Source organism: Nonomuraea sp. ZG12, from assembly GCF_052068115.1.
GTDB lineage: Bacteria > Actinomycetota > Actinomycetes > Streptosporangiales > Streptosporangiaceae > Nonomuraea.
This window is the reverse complement of record NZ_JBQHCW010000010.1, coordinates 82647-101181: the sequence shown is the minus strand read 5'-3', so window position 1 is coordinate 101181 and position 18535 is coordinate 82647. Positions and strand designations below refer to the sequence as shown.

The following is an 18535-nucleotide window of genomic DNA, read 5'->3' as shown; positions in this document are numbered from 1 at the left end:
GTGTCGCGCGTGACTATCGTGCCAGAAGAGGACCGCCTGACCACCCAGATCGCCTTCGCCGTCGAGATCGACAAGTTGAAGCGGATCATCCGCCGCAACCTCCTGATAGACGGCTCGCGACGGGAGAACGACGCAGAGCACTCCTGGTATGCGGCCACGCTGGCCATGGTGCTGGGCGAGCACGCCCCACCGGGGACCGATGTCCAGCATGTGATCGCCATGCTGCTCGTGCACGACCTGGTGGAGATCGACGCCGGGGACACCTTCATCTACGACCCCGTCGCGGTGGCCGAGCAGGCCGAGGCCGAGCGGGCCGCCGCCGACCGGATCTTCGCGATCCTGCCCGCCGAGCAGGGCGCGCGGTTACGGGCGCTCTGGGACGAGTTCGAGGCCCGTGAGACGGATGAGGCCAGGTTCGCCAAGGCGATCGACCGGTTCGCGCCGATCCTGGCCAATCACCACACCGAGGGCGGCACCTGGCCGCTGTTCAAGGTGACGGCGGCGCAGGTCAGGGAGAAGGTCCGGGTCATCGCGGAGGGCTCACCCTCCCTGGGAGCGTACGCCCGCGAACTGGTCGAGTCGTCCGTGGCCAACGGGCACCTGCCCGAGTGACCCCCGTATCGCTGGGGTAGGGGACTCGTCGTGAAAGAGACAGTTCGGGCGAGACGTCGGCACTTGCGGCGTTTCGTGGGGCCGGTCGACCTGACCGATCGGCTCGAAAGGTCCAAGTCCATGGACAGGCCGATCATGGGGCTGGCCAAGGCCGTACGCGCGCGTATCCGGCCGGGTCTGCTGCGGGACGTGCTGCACGGCGTGCCGACCGGCAAACCCCTGCACCCGCCCCTGGCCGGGGTCACCCTCGGCTGCTGGATGTCCGCCGCCCTGCTCGACCTGGCCAAAGCCGATCCCCGCGCCGTCCGGGTGCTGCTGGCCGCCGGGATACTGAGCTCTCTGCCCACCGCCGCGGCCGGTGTGACCGACTGGTCGTCGCTGCACCGCGAGCAGCAGCGCGTGGGCTTCGTCCACATGCTGTCGAACGTGACCGCGCTCGGCCTGTTCTCCGCGTCCCTGGTGTCACGGGTGCGGGGCCGTCAGCGCGCCGGCCGCATGCTCTCCTACGCCGGCCTCACGGCGGTCGGCCTGGGCGGCTACCTGGGCGGCCATCTGGCTTACCGGCTCGCCGCGGGGTCCAACCACGCTCCCCAGGTGTCCCACCTGGTGCCGCTGGGCTGGCACGACCTGTGCCTGTACAAGGACCTGCCGGAGGGCCGGGCGGTCTCGCGGCGGCTGGGCTATCTGCAGTTGTTCGTGCTGCGGCACAACGAGGGCGTGACCGTGCTCGTCGACCGCTGCCCGCACCTGGCCGGCCCCCTCCACCAGGGCAGGCTGGTCATGGAGAACGGCGAGCCCTGCGTGGTCTGCCCCTGGCACGGCAGCACCTTCAGACTTGAGGACGGCTCGGTGAAGCACGGTCCCGCCACCGCCCCGGCGCCCACCTTCGAGACCCGGGTCCGGCGCGACGGCACGATCCAGGTGCGGCCGAGCTTGACCTGAACCTTTGTTGAGGTCCTACGGTCGCCACATGAACAGAATTCTTGTGACCGGCGCGACCGGCAATGTGGGCAGGCATCTGGTGACCACGCTCGCCGAGGGGGGTGTCCCCGTCCGCGCCCTGGTGCGCGACCCCGGCCGGGCCGGGCCGCTGCCAGAGGGCGTCGAGGTGGCCACGGGCGACCTCACCGTGCCCGGGACCGTCGCGCCGGCGCTGGCGGACGTCGAGACCGTGTTCCTGCTCTGGCCCGGGTTCGAGGCGGGGGCCGCGCAACCGGTGATCGACCTGATCGCCGAGCACGCCCGCAGGGTCGTCTACCTGTCGGCCCACGTTCCCGACAGCGACGAGCCGGTCACCTTCCACCAGGAGATCGAGCGGTCCATCCGGCACTCCGGCCTGAACTGGACGTTCCTGCGGCCGGGCGGCTTCGCGGCCAACACCCTGGGCTGGGCCGAACAGATCAAGCAGGGAGTCGTCCGGTGGCCGTACGGGCAGGCCGCCAGGGCGCTGATCCACGAGAAGGACATCGCGGACGTGGCGGTGCACGTGCTGACCTCGGCCGGGCACGGCGGGGCGGCGTACCAGCTGAGCGGGCCCGAGAGGCTGACGCAGGCGGAGCAGGTGGCCGTCATCGGCGAGGCGGTCGGGCGCGCGGTCCGCTGGGAGGAGCAGTCGCCGCGGGAGGCGCGGGAGCAGCTGCTGGCGGCCTGGGGTGACGCCGCGTTCGTGGACACGGCGCTGGCGGCCTGGGGGGCGTTCGTGGACGCGCCCGAGGAGGTCACCGACACGGTGGAGAAGCTGCTCGGCAGGCCGGCGCTGACCTTCCGCGCGTGGGCGCGGGACCACGCGGCCGACTTCCGCTGATCATTTCTCGTCGGCGGGGTGCTCCACCAGGGCGAGGATGCGGCTCGACATGAAACGGGCGGTGCGGATGGCCGTGCCGCTGCGGGTGACCTCGCTCACCTCGACCAGCCCTCGCCGGGTGGCCACCTCGACGCGGCGGCCCGCGCGGGTGGCTATGACCTCGTAGGTGCGCGGGGTGCCACCCGCGTCGATGACGATCTCCACCCGATCACCCTTCATGCACGGATTTATACCCATAAGAGCCGGAAATTATCCGTACACCAGTGCGAAAATCGCCACAACGCCCACGCACACGATGACGCCCCGCAGCACCGGCGCGGGGATGCGGCGGCCGACCTTGGCGCCCAGGAAGCCGCCCAGCATCGCGCCCACCGCCACCGCGAGCACCGCCCACCAGTCCACGTCGGCGATCAGCAGGAACAGCACGGCCGCGGTCGCGTTCACCAGCAGCGCCAGCACGTTCTTGGCGGCGTTCATCCGTTGCAGGCCGTCGTCCAGGAAGGCGCCGAGCAGGCCGACGACCAGCACGCCCTGGGCGGCGCCGAAGTACCCGCCGTAGATCCCCGCCCCGAAGACCCCCAGCCACAGGGCCGCGCCGCCGTGCGGGCGCGGCTGCTCACGCCTGGCCGCGAGCCACGCGTTCAGCCTGGGCTGGATCAGGACCAGCACGCAGGCCAGGCCGATGAGCACCGGCACGACCACCTGGAAGACGTCCGGGTCGAGATAGAGCAGGAGGATGCCGCCGATCAGCGCCCCCGAGGCCGAGCCCATGCCCAGCCGCACCAGCCGGTCACGCTGCCCCCGCAGCTCGGCGCGGTAACCGTAGGCGCCCGTGACCGAGCCCGGCACCAGGCCGATGTTGTTGGAGACGTTGGCCACCACGGGGTCGATGCCGACGGCCACCAAGGTCGGGAAGGTGATCAGCGACCCGGACCCGACGACCGCGTTGATCGCCCCGGCCGCCAACCCCGCCGCGCACACGGCGAGCGCCTCCCAGACCGTCACTCTGACCCCTTTACGTCCCCCGATATTGCTAGCCGAGCTTAGAGGGGGACCGTGGGTCAGGCGTCCGGGGGGTTCGGGGGCTTGTCGGGAGCGAAGAGACCGCCGAGGCTCTCCAGCACCTTGCCCATCTCCGACGGGACGATCCAGAGCTTGTTGGCGTCGCCCTTGGCGATCTCCGGCAGGGTCTGGAGGTAGTGGTAGGCCAGCAGGTGCTGGTCGGGTTTGCCCTCGTGGATGGCCTTGAAGACCATGCCGATCGCGTCCGCCTGCCCCTTGGCCCGCATGGCCTCGGCCTCCGCGTCGGCCTGGGCGCGCAGGACCGCCGCCTCCGCGTCGCCGCGGGCCCGTAAGACGGCCGCCCGCTGCTCGCCCTCGGCCTCCAGGATCGCCGCCTGCCGCTGCCCTTCGGCGGTGAGGATGGCGGCCCGCTTGTCCCGGTCGGCGCGCATCTGCTTCTCCATCGAGTCCTGGATGGAGGCCGGCGGGTCGATGGCCTTGAGCTCCACCCGGTTGACGCGGATGCCCCATTTACCGGTGGCCTCGTCGAGAGTGCCCCGCAGCTCGGTGTTGATGTCCTCGCGGGAGGTGAGCGTGCGCTCCAGGTCCATGCCGCCGACGACGTTGCGCAGCGTGGTGACGGTGAGCTGCTCGACGCCGGTGAGGAAGTTGGCGATCTCGTAGGTGGCGGCCTTGGGGTTGGTGACCTGGAAGTAGATGACGGTGTCGATGGAGACGACCAGGTTGTCGGAGGTGATCACCGGTTGCGGCGGGAAGGAGACGACCTGCTCACGCAGGTCGATCAGCTCCTTGATCCGGTCGACGAACGGGACCACCAGGTTCAGTCCGGGATCGAGGGTGCGGTGGTAGCGGCCGAGCCGCTCGATGATCGCGGCCGTGGCCTGCGGGATGATGCGGATCGTCCGCGCCACTCCGAAACCCACCGCCGCGACCACGACGAGGGCGACGATGAGCTGCTCCACGGTCATGGCGACGCTCCGAAGTGGAATGATCCGACTTCGTGAATGATATTTGGTTTATACGGTGAGTGGCCGTAATAGAGCGATCTAGTACGGCCTGGCGTACCAGCGGCCTTGGGCATTGCGGTCCAGCGTCAGCGGCACCCCGAACGTCTGCGACAGGCTGTCGGCCGTCAGCACGTGCTCGATCGGCCCCTGGTCCACGATCGCGCCGTGCCGCAGCAGCAGCGCGTGCGTGAACCCGCTCGGCACCTCCTCCACGTGATGCGTCACCAGCACCAGCGCGGGCGAGCGGTAGTCGCCGGCGAGCACGGCCAGGCGGCGCACGAGGTCCTCGCGACCGCCCACGTCGAGCCCGGCCGCGGGCTCGTCGAGCAGCAGCACCTCGGGATCGGGCATCAGCGCCCTGGCGATCTGCACCCGCTTGCGCTCCCCCTCCGACAGCGAGCCGAACCGCCGCCGGATCAGATGCGCGGCGCCCATCATGTCGATCAGCTCGACCGCACGGGTCACGTCGTTGGAGTCGTACTCCTCGGTCCACCGGCCCAGCAGCGCGTAGGAAGCCGTCAGCACCAGGTCGATGACCTTCTCGTCCGCCGGGATGCGCTCGGCCAGCGCGGAGCTCGCCAGCCCGATGCGCGGCCGCAGGTCGAACACGTCCGCCTGCCCCACCCGCTCCCCGAGCACCTCGACGATCCCGTCACTCGCGAACAGCGTCGTGGCCGCCAGCTGCAGCAGCGTCGTCTTGCCCGCGCCGTTGGGACCGAGGACGACCCACCGCTCGTCCTCGTTGACGGTCCAGTCGATGCCACGAAGCAGGGTCGCCCCATCGCGTCTGAACGCGACATCCTGGAAGCGCAGCACCTGACCACCCATTCCTCGTTCCCCCCTTAGGAGTAACCCACGGGGACAAACCTATTGCAGGGCGAGCGCATATCGTGGATCGGTGCGCCCTGAATCGCCTGTCTGCCCCGCGCTCGTCGCCTGGGGCAACGCCTGGCTCGCCGGTCACGTCGGTCTCGACGAGGCGGCTGACCACGTGGAAGCCGTCGCCGGACCCACCGTCGTGGGCCAGGTGCCGTTGCGTAAATACCTTGCCAACCTGCGCGTCGACCGGCTGAGCGAGCTCCGGCTCGCGCTGCCGGCGCCCGGCGACCCCTTGGGGCTGTCCGGGCCCGCGGCGTTCAACTCGGCCGCCGTCGACGCCGGGCAGGCCGCCATCGCCGTGCTCCCCGACCGGTGTCTCGGGCTGGTCCCCTCGCTGGACCTGCGCGGGTCGTCGTACGTGGGCGTACGACTGGACGTGCACGAGACGGGCCCCGTACGCCTGGACCTGCCTTCGGTGGCGGAGGCAGAGCGGGAGCTGTCGGACGCCGTACGGTCGGCGACGGACGCGCTGGCGTCCGTGGACGGCCCCGCGCAGAGCCGCCCTGACGACCTGGGACGTGGCGGCGAGCTCGCGCCCGGCTATCCCGCGCGGGCCCACCGGGTCTCCGCCCTGGCGACCAGGCTGGGCGCGGTGCTGCGGCTGGTCGAGGAGCGCGGGCTCACCTCGGGGCAGATTGCCACGCGCGGCGCCGTGCTGCGCGAGCTCGACCGGGCCGTACGGCGCGCGGTCGTGGCCGCGCACCACGCCATCTTCGAGCCGCTGCGCAACCAGTAGGGACCGGGTCAGGCAGTAGAGATCAACCAAGGCCGTGGCGGACGGCGTAGAGAGCCGCCTGGGTCCGGTCCTGCACGCCCAGCTTCATCAGCACGTTGGAGACATGGGTCTTGACCGTCTTCTCGGCCACGGCCAGGTTTCGGGCGATCTCCCGGTTGGAGCAGCCCGCCGCGATCAGCGCGAGCACCTCCCGCTCGCGCTCGGTCAGCGACGTGGGCGCCGGCACGGTGTTGCCGTTCTGGCCGGTTTGGCTGCTTCGGCCGTCGGCCAGCATCGCCTCGGCCGCCTCCGGCGCGAGCAGCACCTGTCCTCCGTGGACGGCGCGCACGCCCTGCACCAGCGCGGACGGGTCCACGTCCTTGTAGAGGAAGCCCGCCGCGCCGGCCCGCATCGCCGGCGCGACGTCCGCCCGGTCGCTCACCGAGGTCAGCACGACGATCCGGGTGGCCGTGCCGGTGAGCCTGCCCAGCGTGGCCAGGCCGTCGAGCACCGGCATCTTGAGGTCCAGCAGCAGCACGTCCGGCGTCAGCCGCTCGACCAGCTCGACGGCCTCCGCGCCGTCGCCCGCCTCGCCGACGACCGTGATGTCGTCCTGCAGATCCAGGAACGTGCGCAGGCCCTGCCGCACCACCGGATGGTCGTCGGCGATCAGCACCCGGATCACACGCCCACCTCCACACACACCGTGGTCCCCTGACCGGGAGCCGAGCTCACGGTCATCACCCCGCCCACGGACTCCGCCCGGTCCCGCATCGACACCAGCCCGAGGCCCCGCGACCCACCCTGCTCGAAGCCCACGCCGTCGTCCCGCACGGTCAGCGACAACCTGCCGTTCTCGTACGCCAGCCGCACCGACACCTGGTCGGCGCCGGAGTGCCTGAGCGCGTTGTGCAGCGACTCCTGCGCCACCCTCAGCACCGCCACCTCGACCGCGGAGTCCATCGGCGGCAGCTCCCCGGCCTCGAAGGTGACCAGCGAGGGATGCAGGCGGTCGAGCATCCGCACGTGCTTGCGCAGGGTCTCGGCCAGGCCGTGCCGGTCCAGCTCGGCCGGCCGCAGCTCGACGATCACCGCGCGCAGCTCGGACAGCGCCTCACCGGCCAGCCGCTGCACCCGCTCCAGCTCGACCGCGGCCTTGTCCGGGGCGCTGTCGAGCATGGCCCCGGCCGCCTGCGCGGTCAGCCTGAGCGAGAAGAGCTTCTGGGTGACGGCGTCGTGCAGCTCGCGGGCCACCCTGTTGCGCTCCTCCAGCATGGCCAGCTCGCGACCGCGTTCGTACAGCCTGGCGTTGGCCAGCGCGATGGCGGCGTGCGCGGCGAAGAGCGTCAGCAGGTCCTGGTCGTCCTCGGTGAAGCCGCCAGGGGTGCGCTTGTTGGCCAGGAAGATGATGCCGAGCACCTCGCCGCCGTCGAGGATCGGCACGCCGAGGAAGTCCTTCATCACCGGATGCGCCTTCGGCCACCACTCGAACCTGGGGTCGTCGCGCAGGTCGGGCAGCCTGACCGGGGCCCCCTCGCGGAGCATCGCGCCGAGCATGCCATGCTGTCGCGGCAGCGGCCCGATGGCGTCCCACTGCTTGTCGGTGATGCCCTCGGCGACGAACTCGGCGAAGGAGCCCTCCTCGTCGGGCACGCCGAGCGCGGCATAGCGGGCGTCCAGCAGCCGCTGCGCCGAGCGGACGATCACCTGCAGCACCTCGCGCACCGACAGGTGACGGGTGACGGCGAGGACGGCGGAACTCACCGCCTGCAGGATCTCGGCTCGTTCGGCAGGCACGGCACCCACTCTATGGTCCTAGGACCTCTATGGTCCTAGGACGATATGCCCAGGCCCGACCGGACCTTCCGCCCGATGTGCGCGCGGCGGCCGATTCCTACCGTCGAGACATGACGAACACCGCACTCATCACCGGCGCCTCCCGCGGACTCGGCCTCGCCCTTGCCAGGTCCCTGGCGGCGGCGGGCTGGCACCTCGTCCTCACCGCCCGTGGCGCTACCGACCTGGAGCGGGCCGCCGCCGAGCTGGGCGCCACCGCGATCCCCGGCGACGTGACCGACCCCGCGCACGTCGCCCGGCTCTCCCGCGCCGCACCCGAGCTGGACCTGCTGGTCAACAACGCGAGCGGGCTGGGCGCGACCCCGCTGCCGCCGCTGGCCGGCTACCCGCTGGAGGCTTTCAGGGACCTGCTGGAGACCAACGTGACCGCCCCGCTGGCGCTCATCCAGGCCACGCTGCCCGCGTTGCGCGCCCGTCACGGCGCGATCGTGAACGTCACCTCCGACGCCGCGAGCGGCGCCTACGAGGGCTGGGGCGCGTACGGCGCCACCAAGGCCGCGCTGGAGCAGCTGTCGAACGTGCTGGCGGCCGAGGAGCCCCGCGTCGCCGTCTGGTGGGCCGACCCCGGCGAGATGAACACCCGCATGCTGGCCGACGCGGTCGGCGAGCAGGAGGCCGCCGCCGCCACCGACCCGGCCAAGGTCGCCGCCACCCTGCTCGACCTGGTGCGCTCCAGGCCCGCCAACGGCCGGGTGAGCCTGCAATGACTCCTGCAGCGACTCCGCCGATCACCCCTGCGACGACCTCTTCGATGATTACGCCGCTCGACTTCACGCTGCCGACCGCGCTGTCCGCGCACGAGCCGCCGGAGGCCCGGGGACTCGCCCGCGACGCGGTCCGGATGCTCGTCTCCAGCGGCGACCGCGAGCCCGCGCACCACCGCTTCACCGACCTGCCCCGCCTGCTCTCCCCCGGCGACCTGATCGTGGTCAACAACTCGGCGACGCTCCCGGCCGCCGTCCGGCTGGACCGGCTCGCGGTGCACTTCTCCACCGCACGGGAGGACGGCACCTGGCTGGTCGAACTGCGCCGCCGTACGTCCGCCGCGAGTGAGCCGTACGACGGCGGCGAGCCGGGCGAATGGCTGCCGATGCCGGGACGGGCGACGCTGCGCCTGCTCGGGCGCGAGACGCCGCGCCTGTGGCGGGCCGAGCTGGACCGGGACGTGGAGGCGTACCTGCGCGAGCACGGACGGCCGATCCGCTACTCGTACGTGGACCGGGACTGGCCGATCGAGGCCTACCAGACCGTGTTCGCCACCGTGCCGGGCAGCGCCGAGATGCCCAGCGCCGGCCGGCCTTTCTCCGCGGAGCTGGTGACGGCCCTGGTGGCCCGCGGCATCGGGATCGCGCCCATCACCCTGCACACGGGGGTGGCCTCGCCGGAGAAGGACGAGCCGCCCTACGCCGAGCGCTACGAGGTGCCCGAAGCCACCGCCCGCCAGGTCGACCTGGCCAGGAACGGCGGCGGCCGGGTGGTGGCGGCGGGCACCACCGTGGTGCGGGCGCTGGAGACGGCCGTGGACGGCGACGGCCGGGTGACGGCGTCGGCAGGCTGGACCACCCGCGTCATCACCCCCGAGGCGGGCGTGCGGGTGGTCACCGGGCTGATCACCGGCCTGCACGAGCCGCGCTCCAGCCACCTGCTGATGCTGAGCGCGATAGCCGGGCGACCGGCGCTACGCCTGGCCTACGAGGCGGCCCTGCGGGAGGGCTATCTGTGGCACGAGTTCGGCGACACACACCTGATCATGACCGGCTGATCTACGCGAAAGCCGTACCTGCTACGCGAGCACCAACTCGGGCGCAGTACCGTGGTCGAATGTGGACCAGCGTACCCTCCTGATCACTCTCACCGGCCCTGACCGGCCAGGCGTCACCTCGCGCCTGTTCTCCGTCCTGTCCGGCTTCCCCGTGACCGTGTCCGACATCGAGCAGGTCGTCATCCGTGGCCGCCTCACGCTCGGCGTCCTCGTCACCTACGCCGGCGGCCCGTCCACCGGCACCGGCAGCACGCTCGGCGCCATGTGGACCGCCGTGGAGCGCGTCGCCGAGGACCTCGGAATGGAGGTGGAGCTCTCCACCGGGTCCCAGACCAGGGAGCACCGCCGCCGTGGCCGCCTGTCGGTGAGCGTCCTGGGCGCCACCCTGCAGCCGGCGGCCATCGCCGGCATCGCCGGACGGATCTCCGCCGCCGGCGCCAACATCGACCGCATCGAACGCCTCGCCCAGTGGCCCGTCACCTGCATCGAGCTGTCGGTCTCCGGCGCCAACCCCGACCAGCTCAGGATCGACCTGGCAGCCGAGGCCGCCGCCCAGCAGGTCGACGTGGCCGTGCAACGCACCGGCCTGTCGCGGCGGGCCAAGCGGCTCATCGTGATGGACGTCGACTCCACGCTCATCCAGGGCGAGGTCATCGAGCTGCTGGCGGCCCACGCGGGCTGCCTCGAAGAGGTGGCCCGCGTCACCGAGGAGGCCATGCGGGGCGAGCTCGACTTCGCCGAGTCGCTGCGCCGCCGCGTCGCCCTGCTCGAAGGGCTGTCCGCCGAGGTCTTCGAGCAGGTGCGCAAGGAGGTCGTGCTCACTCCCGGCGCCCGCACGCTGGTGCGCACCCTCAAGCGGCTCGACTTCCGCTTCGCCATCGTCAGCGGCGGATTCACCCAGATCACCGACGCCCTGGTCGACGACCTGGGCATCGACTACTCCGCCGCGAACGTGCTGGAGGTCGTCGACGGCAAGCTGACCGGCCGGGTGGTGGGCGAGATCGTCGACCGGCCGGGCAAGGCCAAGGCGCTGGAGCGCTTCGCGCACGAGGCCGGGCTGCCGATCAGCCAGACCGTGGCGATCGGCGACGGCGCCAACGACCTCGACATGATCGCCGCGGCCGGGCTGGGCATCGCGTTCAACGCCAAGCCCGTCGTCAGGCAGGCCGCCGACACCGCCGTCAACACGCCGTACCTCGACTCGATCCTCTATCTGCTGGGCATCTCCAGGGCGGAGGTGGAGGCCGCCGACGCCGAGGACGGCCTGCTGTCCCGCTGAGTTGTCAGTGGTTGTCAATGGCCGTGGGGCTGCTTGGGACTCCACAGGGTGACCAGGCTGCCGTCGCCCGGCCAGAGGTCCGCCCACGCCGACTCCGTCCGGATCACCGCGAACGCGCCCGGCGAGAAGCCGAAGTCCTCTCCGGTCAGCGACAGGGCCAGGTCCAGCACGCCCGGGTTGTGGCCGCACAACACGACGGTCCGCCGCTCCGGCTCGGCCTGGTGCACCAGCTCCAGGAGCTCCTCGGCCATGCCCTGATAGATGAGCCGCTGATAGTCGGTCTCGACATCGGGCAGGGCGAGCTGGGCGGTGCGCCTGGTGCGCTGCGCCGGCGAGCACAGCACCAGGTCGGGCTCCAGGCCCAGGCCGCGGATCTCCGCACCGGCCCGCTTGGCGTCCAGCTCGCCGCGATCGGTGAGTTGCCGGTCGTGGTCGGGAACGCCAGGCGCCTGGCCGGCCTTGGCATGGCGCAGCACGATCAGCGTGCGCATCGTGATCATCCTCTCGACGCCCAGATGGCGAGTCCGACGAGCACCGCCAGGATGGCCAGCATCACGAGCAGGATCATGGCCAGCGTCTTTCCACCGGAGGGCGGCTTGTCTTCCATCCGCCAAGTTTCGCACCGTGACCGCCCGCCCGGCCAACGCCCCCCGACACGGCACGACGCCCGCTCCGGTCGTACGTGGAGCGGGCGTCGTCAGGCAGGTCAGGAGGCCACGGGCTCCGTCTTCCTGTCGTTGTCGTTGTTGATCGGCTCGACGGTGACCGTACGGCGCTTGGAGATGATGATCGCGCCCACGACCACGCCGACCGCGAGCACCGTGATGCCGATGCGCACCGCCGGGTTGCTCGCGTAGAGCACCACCGAGGGCGCCACCAGCAGCGCGACCAGGTTCATCACCTTGATCAGCGGGTTGATGGCCGGACCTGCGGTGTCCTTGAAGGGGTCGCCGACCGTGTCGCCGATGACCGTGGCGGCGTGCGCCTCGGAGCCCTTGCCGCCGTGGTGGCCGTCCTCGACGAGCTTCTTGGCGTTGTCCCAGGCACCGCCGGAGTTGGACAGGAAGACGGCCATCAGGGTGCCGCACGCGATGGCGCCCGCCAGGAAGGCGCCCAGCGGCGCGTAACCCAGCGCGAACCCGACCGCGATCGGCGTCAGGACCGCCAGCAGGCCGGGCGTGGCCAGCTCGCGCAGCGAGTCCTTGGTGCAGATGTCGACCACCCGGCCGTAGTCCGGCTTGACCGTGCCGTCCATGATGCCGGGGTTGTTGCGGAACTGGTCGCGTACCTCGAAGACCACCCGCATCGCGGCCCGTCCGACCGCCGAGATGGCCAGGCCGGAGAAGAGGAACACCACCGACGCGCCGATGATCAGGCCGACGAGCACGTTGGGCGCGTCCACGCTGAGGCTGAACACGGATCCGGCCGGCAGCTCGCCCTCCACCGCCGTCCTGAAGGCGCCGAACAGCGCCGTCGCCGCGAGCACCGCGGTGGCGATCGCGATGCCCTTGGTGATGGCCTTGGTCGTGTTGCCGACCGCGTCGAGGCTGGTGAGCACCTGGGCGCCCTCGCCCTCGACGTCGCCGGACATCTCGGCGATGCCCTGCGCGTTGTCGGAGACCGGACCGAAGGTGTCCATCGAGACGATGACGCCGACCGTCGTCAGCAGCCCGGTGCCGGCCAGCGCGACCGCGAACAGCGCGACCGTCACGTTGCCGAAGCCGAGCAGGAACGCGCCGTAGACCGCGCCGCCGATGATCAGCGCAGAGTAGACGGCCGACTCCAGGCCGACGCTGATGCCGGCCAGGATGACGGTCGCGGCGCCGGTGCGCGAGCTCTCGCCGATCTCACGCACGGGGCGCCGGGTGGTCTCGGTGAAGTAGCCGGTCAGCAGCTGGATGGCGCTGGCCAGGACCAGGCCGATGAGCACCGCGCCGATCGCGATGATCCGCGGGTCGGCGTCGGACTGCACGCCCGAACCGGACAGGGCGCTGAAGCTGCTGGGCAGGTACCAGAACGCCGCCACCGCGACCAGGACCGCGGAGATCGCGGCCGAGATGAAGAAGCTGCGGTTGATGGCGGCCATGCCGTTGCGGTCGCCGTCGCGCATGCGGGTGACGAAGATGCCGATGATCGCGGTGATCACGCCGATCATCGGGACGATGAGCGGGAAGATCAGGCCTTCCTCGCCGAAGGCCACCCGGCCCAGGATGAGGCTGGCGACCAGCATGACGGCGTACGACTCGAACAGGTCGGCCGCCATGCCGGCGCAGTCTCCGACGTTGTCGCCCACGTTGTCGGCGATGGTCGCCGCGTTGCGCGGGTCGTCCTCGGGGATGCCCTGCTCGACCTTGCCGACCAGGTCGGCGCCGACGTCGGCGGCCTTGGTGAAGATGCCGCCGCCGACGCGCATGAACATCGCCAGCAGCGCAGCGCCGAAGCCGAAGCCTTCGAGCACGCCCGGCGCGTCACCCTGGTAGACGAAGACGACCACCGCCGCGCCCAACAGGCCCAGGCCGACGGTGAACATGCCGGCCACGCCGCCGGTGCGGAAGGCGATGCGCATGGCGAGCTTCTCGCCCGACTCACGGGCCGCGGCGGCGACGCGGACGTTGCCGCGCACGGCCAGCCACATGCCGATGAACCCGGTCAGGGCGGAGAACACCGCGCCGACCACGAAGAAGATCGAGCGGCCGATGCGTACGTCGGTCTCGCCCGGTAGCAGAAGCAGCAAGAAGGGGATGATGACGACGAAGATCGCCAGTGTGCGGAACTGCCGCGTAAGATAGGCGGCGGCCCCCTCCTGAACGGCACGGGCGATATTTTGCATGCGCTCCGTGCCCTGGTCGGCGGCCAGCACCTCGCGCACCAGGCCGCCTGCGACGGCTAGCGCGATCAGTGCGACCGCGGCGACCACGATCACGATGGTGAGGTTGTTAGAGCTCAGGGCCAGATTGGACGCTGGCTCCAGTGCCAGCAAGTGCCTAGACATCGTTCTCCTCGGCAAGACCGGTCGTCCTGCCCGGGTGGCGCTGCAATGTCGGCTGGGCGGGTGCGGCACCATCCGGGTTATGGGTGCCGCTTCCGGTTGAATCCGCGGTTTCGCCAGATCACCTTGGCCGGTGCCGGGAGTCTACGCAGGGGATTCTCAGATATGAAGGCTCTGGACGCGGGGAATTGTGCGCCTGTCCAGTAAGCGCCTGACAGCGGGGCGTTTTGGGATCTGACAGGCGGTATTTCCCTGGCTTTACGGGCATGACTGCGCAGAAAAAAGTGCCGACCGAAACCGCCCGGCGAGTCGCGCGCACATGACAAGACCGGAGCCTCCGTAAAAATCTTCGGAGACTCCGGTCTCACGGCACACCCGCACGTCCGGTGGCCGACGCCGCCGGCGGGTCGAGCCGTACACCGCCCTGAACGCCCCTCTGCGGCGCTACGCGACCGTGGATGGCTTGGGTGTCGCAGGTTGTCCTTAACGCCGGCCTGCGGGCTTCCTGGAGTCTCTGGAACGCTCCTACGGAGGCCCGGTCAGCTCGGGTGGCCGTTGACGGCGGGCCAGCTCATGCGGATGCGCATGCCCTTGGGGCTGGGAAAGACCTCCACGTCGTCGGCCAGGCCCGCGATCACGGCGATGCCGAAACCGGACATGAACGAGTCGGAGAGCATGCCCAGGTCAAGGGGTTGCTCCTGCTTGATCTCATCACTGGGCGCCTGGTCACTGACCGTGACCTCGAACCGCCCAGAGTCGTCCTTGAGCTCGATGCGAATGGGCTCGCCCGGGCAGTGTGCGCGATGCGCCTCGACCGCCCGGGAGCACGCCTCACCCACGGCGAGCCGGACCTCGTCCAGCAGGGACTCCTCCACGCCGGTGCGGCGGGCTATCGCCGTCGCCACCAACCGGGCGGTCCGCACATGGGCGGGAAGAGCGCTGAACGTCAGCTCGACGGTAGCCATGCTACTTGTCTTTGCCGTGAGCTTCCTTGGCTTCGTCGACCGAAGCGTAGATCCCGAAGACCTTGGTCAGCCCGGTGATCCGGAAGATCTTGAGGATGCGCTCCTGGGTGCACACCAGCTCCAGGGAGCCGTCGTGCGCACGAACTCGCTTGAGCCCACCGACCAGGACACCAAGACCCGTCGAGTCCAGGAAGTCCACCTTCTCCATGTTGACGAGCAGGTGGAAGTTGCCCTTGTTCACCAGGTCGATGAGAAGCTCACGCAATCTCGGCGCCGTGTAGACATCGATCTCACCTTCGACCTCCACGATGGTGAGTCCGTCTTCGGTGCGGTGATCCAACTTCAGATCCACAGATCCTCCAGCGCCTCGCCTGCGAAACTACCCTTGCGGGCCTGGCACTCTGGAGTGCCGGACCCCGACGCGCGGCATTCAACCACGCGCCTGGCTTGTGTCTACACGAAATCACGATTCCCGACGACTTTGCCCACGGACGCAGACTGGAAACAGTGACTTCCTCCGCATCCTCCCCACACCGAACGGGTCCACTCCTCCAACACCTGCTCGGAGTTCCCGCACGTCATGAGCGTGTTACCCATGTGGAGCATGTTCCAGCACGTCAGGCCGGTCAAGCCAAATGGCCTGATTGGGCGCCCGAACTCCTGGTTACGCGCTCGGCGAACCACGGCGTCACGGGACTGTGGCCGCACCAGTACGAGGCCGCCAACCTGGCCTATCGTGGCCGAAACGTGATCATCTCCACCGGTACGGCCTCCGGGAAGTCACTCGCCTACCTGACCCCGGCGGTCGCCTCCTGTCTCGACGGCGGCACCGTTCTCTACCTCACGCCGACCAAGGCCCTGGCCGCCGACCAGCTCCGCGGCATCCGCGACCTGCGCATCACCCAGGTGCGGGCCGCCTGCTTCGACGGTGACACACCGTTCGAGGAGCGCACCTGGGTCCGCAAGAACGCCAACTACGTCCTGACGAACCCCGACATGCTGCACCGCGGCATCCTGCCCCGGCACGCGCAGTGGTCGGCGTTCTTCCGGCGGCTCCGGCTGGTGGTCATCGACGAGTGCCACGGCTACCGCGGCGTGTTCGGCTCCCACGTCGCCCAGATCCTGCGCCGCCTGCGCCGCGTCTGCGCCCGCTACGGCGCGCAGCCCACGTTCCTGCTCGCCTCGGCCACCGCCAGCGAGCCCGGCACGTTCGCCAAGCGGCTCACCGGGCTTGAGATGGCCGAGGTGACGACGGACGCCTCGCCGAAGGGCTCGACGACCGTCGCGCTCTGGGAGCCGCCCCTGACGGAGCTGCGGGGCGAGGGAGGGGCGCCGGTGCGGCGCACGGCCACCGCCGAGGCGGCCGACTTGCTGGCGGACCTGGTGCTGGCTGACGTCCGCACCCTCGCCTTCGTCCGCTCTCGCCGCGGCGCCGAAACGGTCGCCCTCGCCGCCCGCGCCAAACTCGCCGACGTGGCTTTCTCCCTGTCCCACCAGTTCGGTACGACCCGTACCGTCCCTACAGGCCCGGCCCTGCCCGCTGCGCCCGGCCGGCCTGGCACGGTCGAGACCGCCCCTGCCACGGGCGCAGGGCCTGGGACGGACGAACCCCTGACCGACCAGCCCCGCGCCGACCGGCCCGGTCCTGGCTCACCCGCGTCCGACCGGGTCGGCTCGGGGCTGGGCCTCTCCGGTCGGCCCGGGGCGGGCCAACCGCCCTCTGAGGTGGGCGGGCCCGCCGGTCCTCAGGCCGACGACGCTCAGGCATGGGCGCTGCCGGAGGTCTCCGACCTGCCCGAGAAGGTCGCCGCCTATCGGGCCGGTTATCTGGCCGAGGACCGCAGGCTCCTGGAGAAGGCGCTGCGCTCGGGCACCCTCATGGGACTGGCCACCACGAACGCGCTGGAACTCGGCGTGGACGTGTCCGGCCTGGACGCCGTCCTGATCGCCGGCTGGCCCGGCACCCGCGCCTCCCTCTGGCAGCAGGCCGGCCGGGCGGGCCGCGACGGCCAGGACGCGCTGGCGGTGCTCATCGCCCGCGACGACCCCCTGGACACCTACCTCGTCCATCACCCCGACGCCCTGTTCGGCCGGCCCGTCGAGGCGATCGTCCTGGACCCCGACAATCCGTACGTCCTCGGCCCCCACCTGTGCGCCGCCGCCGCCGAGATCCCCCTGAGCGAGGACGACCTGCCCATCTTCGGCAACACCGCGGCCACCGTACTCGACACCCTCGTCACCGACGGCCTGCTGCGCCGACGCCCGGCCGGATGGTTCTGGACCAAGCGCGAGCGCGCCACCGACCTGGCCGACATCCGGGGCGGCGGCGGGGCGCCGATCCAGGTCGTGGAGTCCTCGACCGGCCGCCTTCTGGGCAGCGTCGACGAGCCGTCCGCGCACACCATGGTCCACACGGGCGCCGTCTACATCCACCAGGGCGAGACGTTCCTGGTAGAGCTTCTCGACCTCGAAGCCGGCGTGGCCCTGGTGTCCAGCGCGCAGCCTGACTACTCCACCTTCGCCCGCGACATCACCGACATCTCCCTCCTTTCCACCCTCCGCTCCCACGCCCTGGGCCCCGGCACGCTGAACTTCGGCGAGGTGGAAGTCACCCGGCAGGTCGTCTCCTACCTCAAACGCCGACTCCAGTCAGGCGAGATGCTCGGCGACGAACCCCTGGACCTACCGCCCCGCACCCTGCGCACCCGCGCCGTCTGGTGGACCCTGCCGGCCTCCGAGGTGGCCGCCCTGGCCGAGGAAGGCTTCGACCTCGGCGGCGCCGCCCACGCCGCCGAACACGCCGCCATCGGCCTCCTCCCCCTGTTCGCCACATGCGACCGCTGGGACATCGGCGGCGTCTCCACCGAACTCCACGCCGACACGGGCCTGCTCACCGTGTTCGTCTACGACGGCCACGAGGGCGGCGCGGGCTTCGCCGAACGCGGCTACGCCCGCGCGACCGACTGGCTCACCGCCACCCGCGAGGCCATCGCCTCCTGCGAATGCGAGCGCGGCTGCCCCTCCTGCATCCAGTCCCCGAAGTGCGGCAACGGCAACGAGCCCCTGGACAAACGCGGCGCCCTCCGCCTCCTCGCCACCCTCCTCACCCCCTGACCACACCCCACCGCCTTCTCCGCAGCGGCGAGCCGGATTCGGGCCGGTGCGAACATGGAGGCGAGCCTGAGCCGGCGGAGTTCACCAGGCGCGGTGCGGCTCGATCCGTCCAGGAAACCGTTTCTTGCTCGGGCGAACAGTCGATCGAACGACATGGCGGGGCCCGACCAGTTCTGTCACCTCAAGCACGTACAGATGTCATGAGATTGACCGTAAATGTTCGGACAAGAGCTCCGAGCCGTCGCGCAGACGTTCCAAACCGTCACAGGGGCCCCAGGAGACAGTTGCCGGCGAGCTGGATCGAAATGGTCATGTCGCCGTGGATGCCACGTATCAGCGCGCGCTTTTCAGCTCATACGTCGGCGGCCTCACCGGCCGCTCAGGTGTCGATGTCTGCGGAGCCGCCGGCCAGGATGGCGAGTCGAGCCGACTGGGCCTGCGTCCCGACACCCAATTCCACGTGACGCCGAATCCGGAGTCGGACCGTTCCAGAAGACGTTGACCCATTGATTGACCGTGACACGGAGAT

General features: G+C 70.6%; 18 protein-coding genes. 8 read left to right on the top strand and 10 right to left on the bottom strand.

Annotated features, from left to right (window positions below; all coding sequences use genetic code 11):
• The 3 genes from ACTMTF_RS26460 (at position 1) to ACTMTF_RS26450 (ending at position 2416) form a co-directional block, all read left to right on the top strand.
• On the top strand, positions 1-612 hold the full coding sequence (locus tag ACTMTF_RS26460; protein WP_441113090.1) for an HD domain-containing protein: 612 nt from the start codon (positions 1-3) through the stop codon (positions 610-612).
• Between the two features lie 120 nt (positions 613-732).
• Positions 733-1554 carry a Rieske 2Fe-2S domain-containing protein gene (locus ACTMTF_RS26455; protein ID WP_397005816.1) on the top strand — a complete coding sequence of 274 codons (822 nt, stop codon included), beginning with the start codon at positions 733-735 and terminating at the stop codon, positions 1552-1554.
• A gap of 28 nt (positions 1555-1582) precedes the next feature.
• Positions 1583-2416, top strand: a complete 834-nt coding sequence (locus tag ACTMTF_RS26450; RefSeq protein WP_441113089.1) for an NAD(P)H-binding protein — start codon at positions 1583-1585, stop codon at positions 2414-2416.
• On the opposite strand, the gene ACTMTF_RS26445 is transcribed toward ACTMTF_RS26450, so the two are convergent.
• From ACTMTF_RS26445 to ACTMTF_RS26430, 4 genes are all read right to left on the bottom strand, one after another.
• Positions 2417-2635 (bottom strand): hypothetical protein, encoded by a 219-nt coding sequence (locus tag ACTMTF_RS26445; protein ID WP_189142088.1) that lies wholly within the window; start codon positions 2633-2635, stop codon positions 2417-2419. It lies immediately after the preceding gene.
• Positions 2636-2665: 30 nt separating this feature from the next.
• Entirely contained in the window at positions 2666-3421 is a 756-nt protein-coding gene (locus ACTMTF_RS26440; protein ID WP_441113088.1) for a sulfite exporter TauE/SafE family protein, read from the bottom strand.
• Positions 3422-3477: 56 nt separating this feature from the next.
• The gene (locus tag ACTMTF_RS26435; protein WP_441113087.1) at positions 3478-4407 is read right to left on the bottom strand and encodes an SPFH domain-containing protein; all 930 of its coding nucleotides are present in this window, start codon (positions 4405-4407) and stop codon (positions 3478-3480) included.
• Positions 4408-4485: 78 nt separating this feature from the next.
• Entirely contained in the window at positions 4486-5274 is a 789-nt protein-coding gene (locus ACTMTF_RS26430) for an ABC transporter ATP-binding protein (RefSeq protein WP_441113086.1), read from the bottom strand.
• Positions 5275-5344: 70 nt separating this feature from the next.
• Here ACTMTF_RS26430 and ACTMTF_RS26425 point away from each other — a divergent pair, with 70 nt between their 5' ends.
• Positions 5345-6061: a hypothetical protein gene (locus ACTMTF_RS26425; protein ID WP_397005827.1), complete on the top strand. Its 717-nt coding sequence runs from the start codon at positions 5345-5347 to the stop codon at positions 6059-6061.
• A 22-nt stretch (positions 6062-6083) separates the two neighbouring features.
• Here the strand turns inward: ACTMTF_RS26425 and ACTMTF_RS26420 are convergent, their stop codons facing one another.
• Entirely contained in the window at positions 6084-6725 is a 642-nt protein-coding gene (locus ACTMTF_RS26420) for a response regulator (RefSeq protein WP_441113085.1), read from the bottom strand.
• Positions 6722-7837, bottom strand: a complete 1116-nt coding sequence (locus tag ACTMTF_RS26415; RefSeq protein ID WP_441113084.1) for a GAF domain-containing sensor histidine kinase — start codon at positions 7835-7837, stop codon at positions 6722-6724. The genes ACTMTF_RS26420 and ACTMTF_RS26415 overlap by 4 nt, the downstream gene beginning before the upstream one ends.
• 110 nt (positions 7838-7947) lie before the next feature.
• On the opposite strand from ACTMTF_RS26415, the gene ACTMTF_RS26410 reads away from it, so the two are divergent.
• From ACTMTF_RS26410 to serB, 3 genes are all read left to right on the top strand, one after another.
• A complete protein-coding gene (locus ACTMTF_RS26410) occupies positions 7948-8604 on the top strand; it encodes an SDR family NAD(P)-dependent oxidoreductase (protein WP_441113083.1) in 657 nt (218 codons plus the stop codon).
• Positions 8605-8648: 44 nt separating this feature from the next.
• Complete coding sequence (locus ACTMTF_RS26405; protein WP_441113082.1) at positions 8649-9659, top strand: S-adenosylmethionine:tRNA ribosyltransferase-isomerase; 1011 nt, start codon at positions 8649-8651, stop codon at positions 9657-9659.
• 61 nt (positions 9660-9720) lie between these two features.
• Positions 9721-10938 (top strand): phosphoserine phosphatase SerB, encoded by a 1218-nt coding sequence (gene serB / locus ACTMTF_RS26400; RefSeq protein WP_397005837.1) that lies wholly within the window; start codon positions 9721-9723, stop codon positions 10936-10938.
• Between the two features lie 14 nt (positions 10939-10952).
• Here the strand turns inward: serB and ACTMTF_RS26395 are convergent, their stop codons facing one another.
• The 4 genes from ACTMTF_RS26395 to ACTMTF_RS26380 form a co-directional block, all read right to left on the bottom strand.
• The gene (locus ACTMTF_RS26395) at positions 10953-11429 is read right to left on the bottom strand and encodes a SixA phosphatase family protein (protein WP_441113081.1); all 477 of its coding nucleotides are present in this window, start codon (positions 11427-11429) and stop codon (positions 10953-10955) included.
• 215 nt (positions 11430-11644) lie between these two features.
• Positions 11645-13930 carry a sodium-translocating pyrophosphatase gene (locus ACTMTF_RS26390; RefSeq protein WP_441113080.1) on the bottom strand — a complete coding sequence of 762 codons (2286 nt, stop codon included), beginning with the start codon at positions 13928-13930 and terminating at the stop codon, positions 11645-11647.
• Positions 13931-14466: 536 nt separating this feature from the next.
• On the bottom strand, positions 14467-14892 hold the full coding sequence (locus ACTMTF_RS26385) for an ATP-binding protein (protein WP_397005843.1): 426 nt from the start codon (positions 14890-14892) through the stop codon (positions 14467-14469).
• Between the two features lies 1 nt (position 14893).
• Positions 14894-15244 (bottom strand): STAS domain-containing protein, encoded by a 351-nt coding sequence (locus ACTMTF_RS26380; RefSeq protein ID WP_101786510.1) that lies wholly within the window; start codon positions 15242-15244, stop codon positions 14894-14896.
• Between the two features lie 395 nt (positions 15245-15639).
• On the opposite strand from ACTMTF_RS26380, the gene ACTMTF_RS26375 reads away from it, so the two are divergent.
• Positions 15640-18006 (top strand): DEAD/DEAH box helicase, encoded by a 2367-nt coding sequence (locus tag ACTMTF_RS26375; protein WP_441113079.1) that lies wholly within the window; start codon positions 15640-15642, stop codon positions 18004-18006.
• Positions 18007-18535 lie beyond the last annotated feature (529 nt).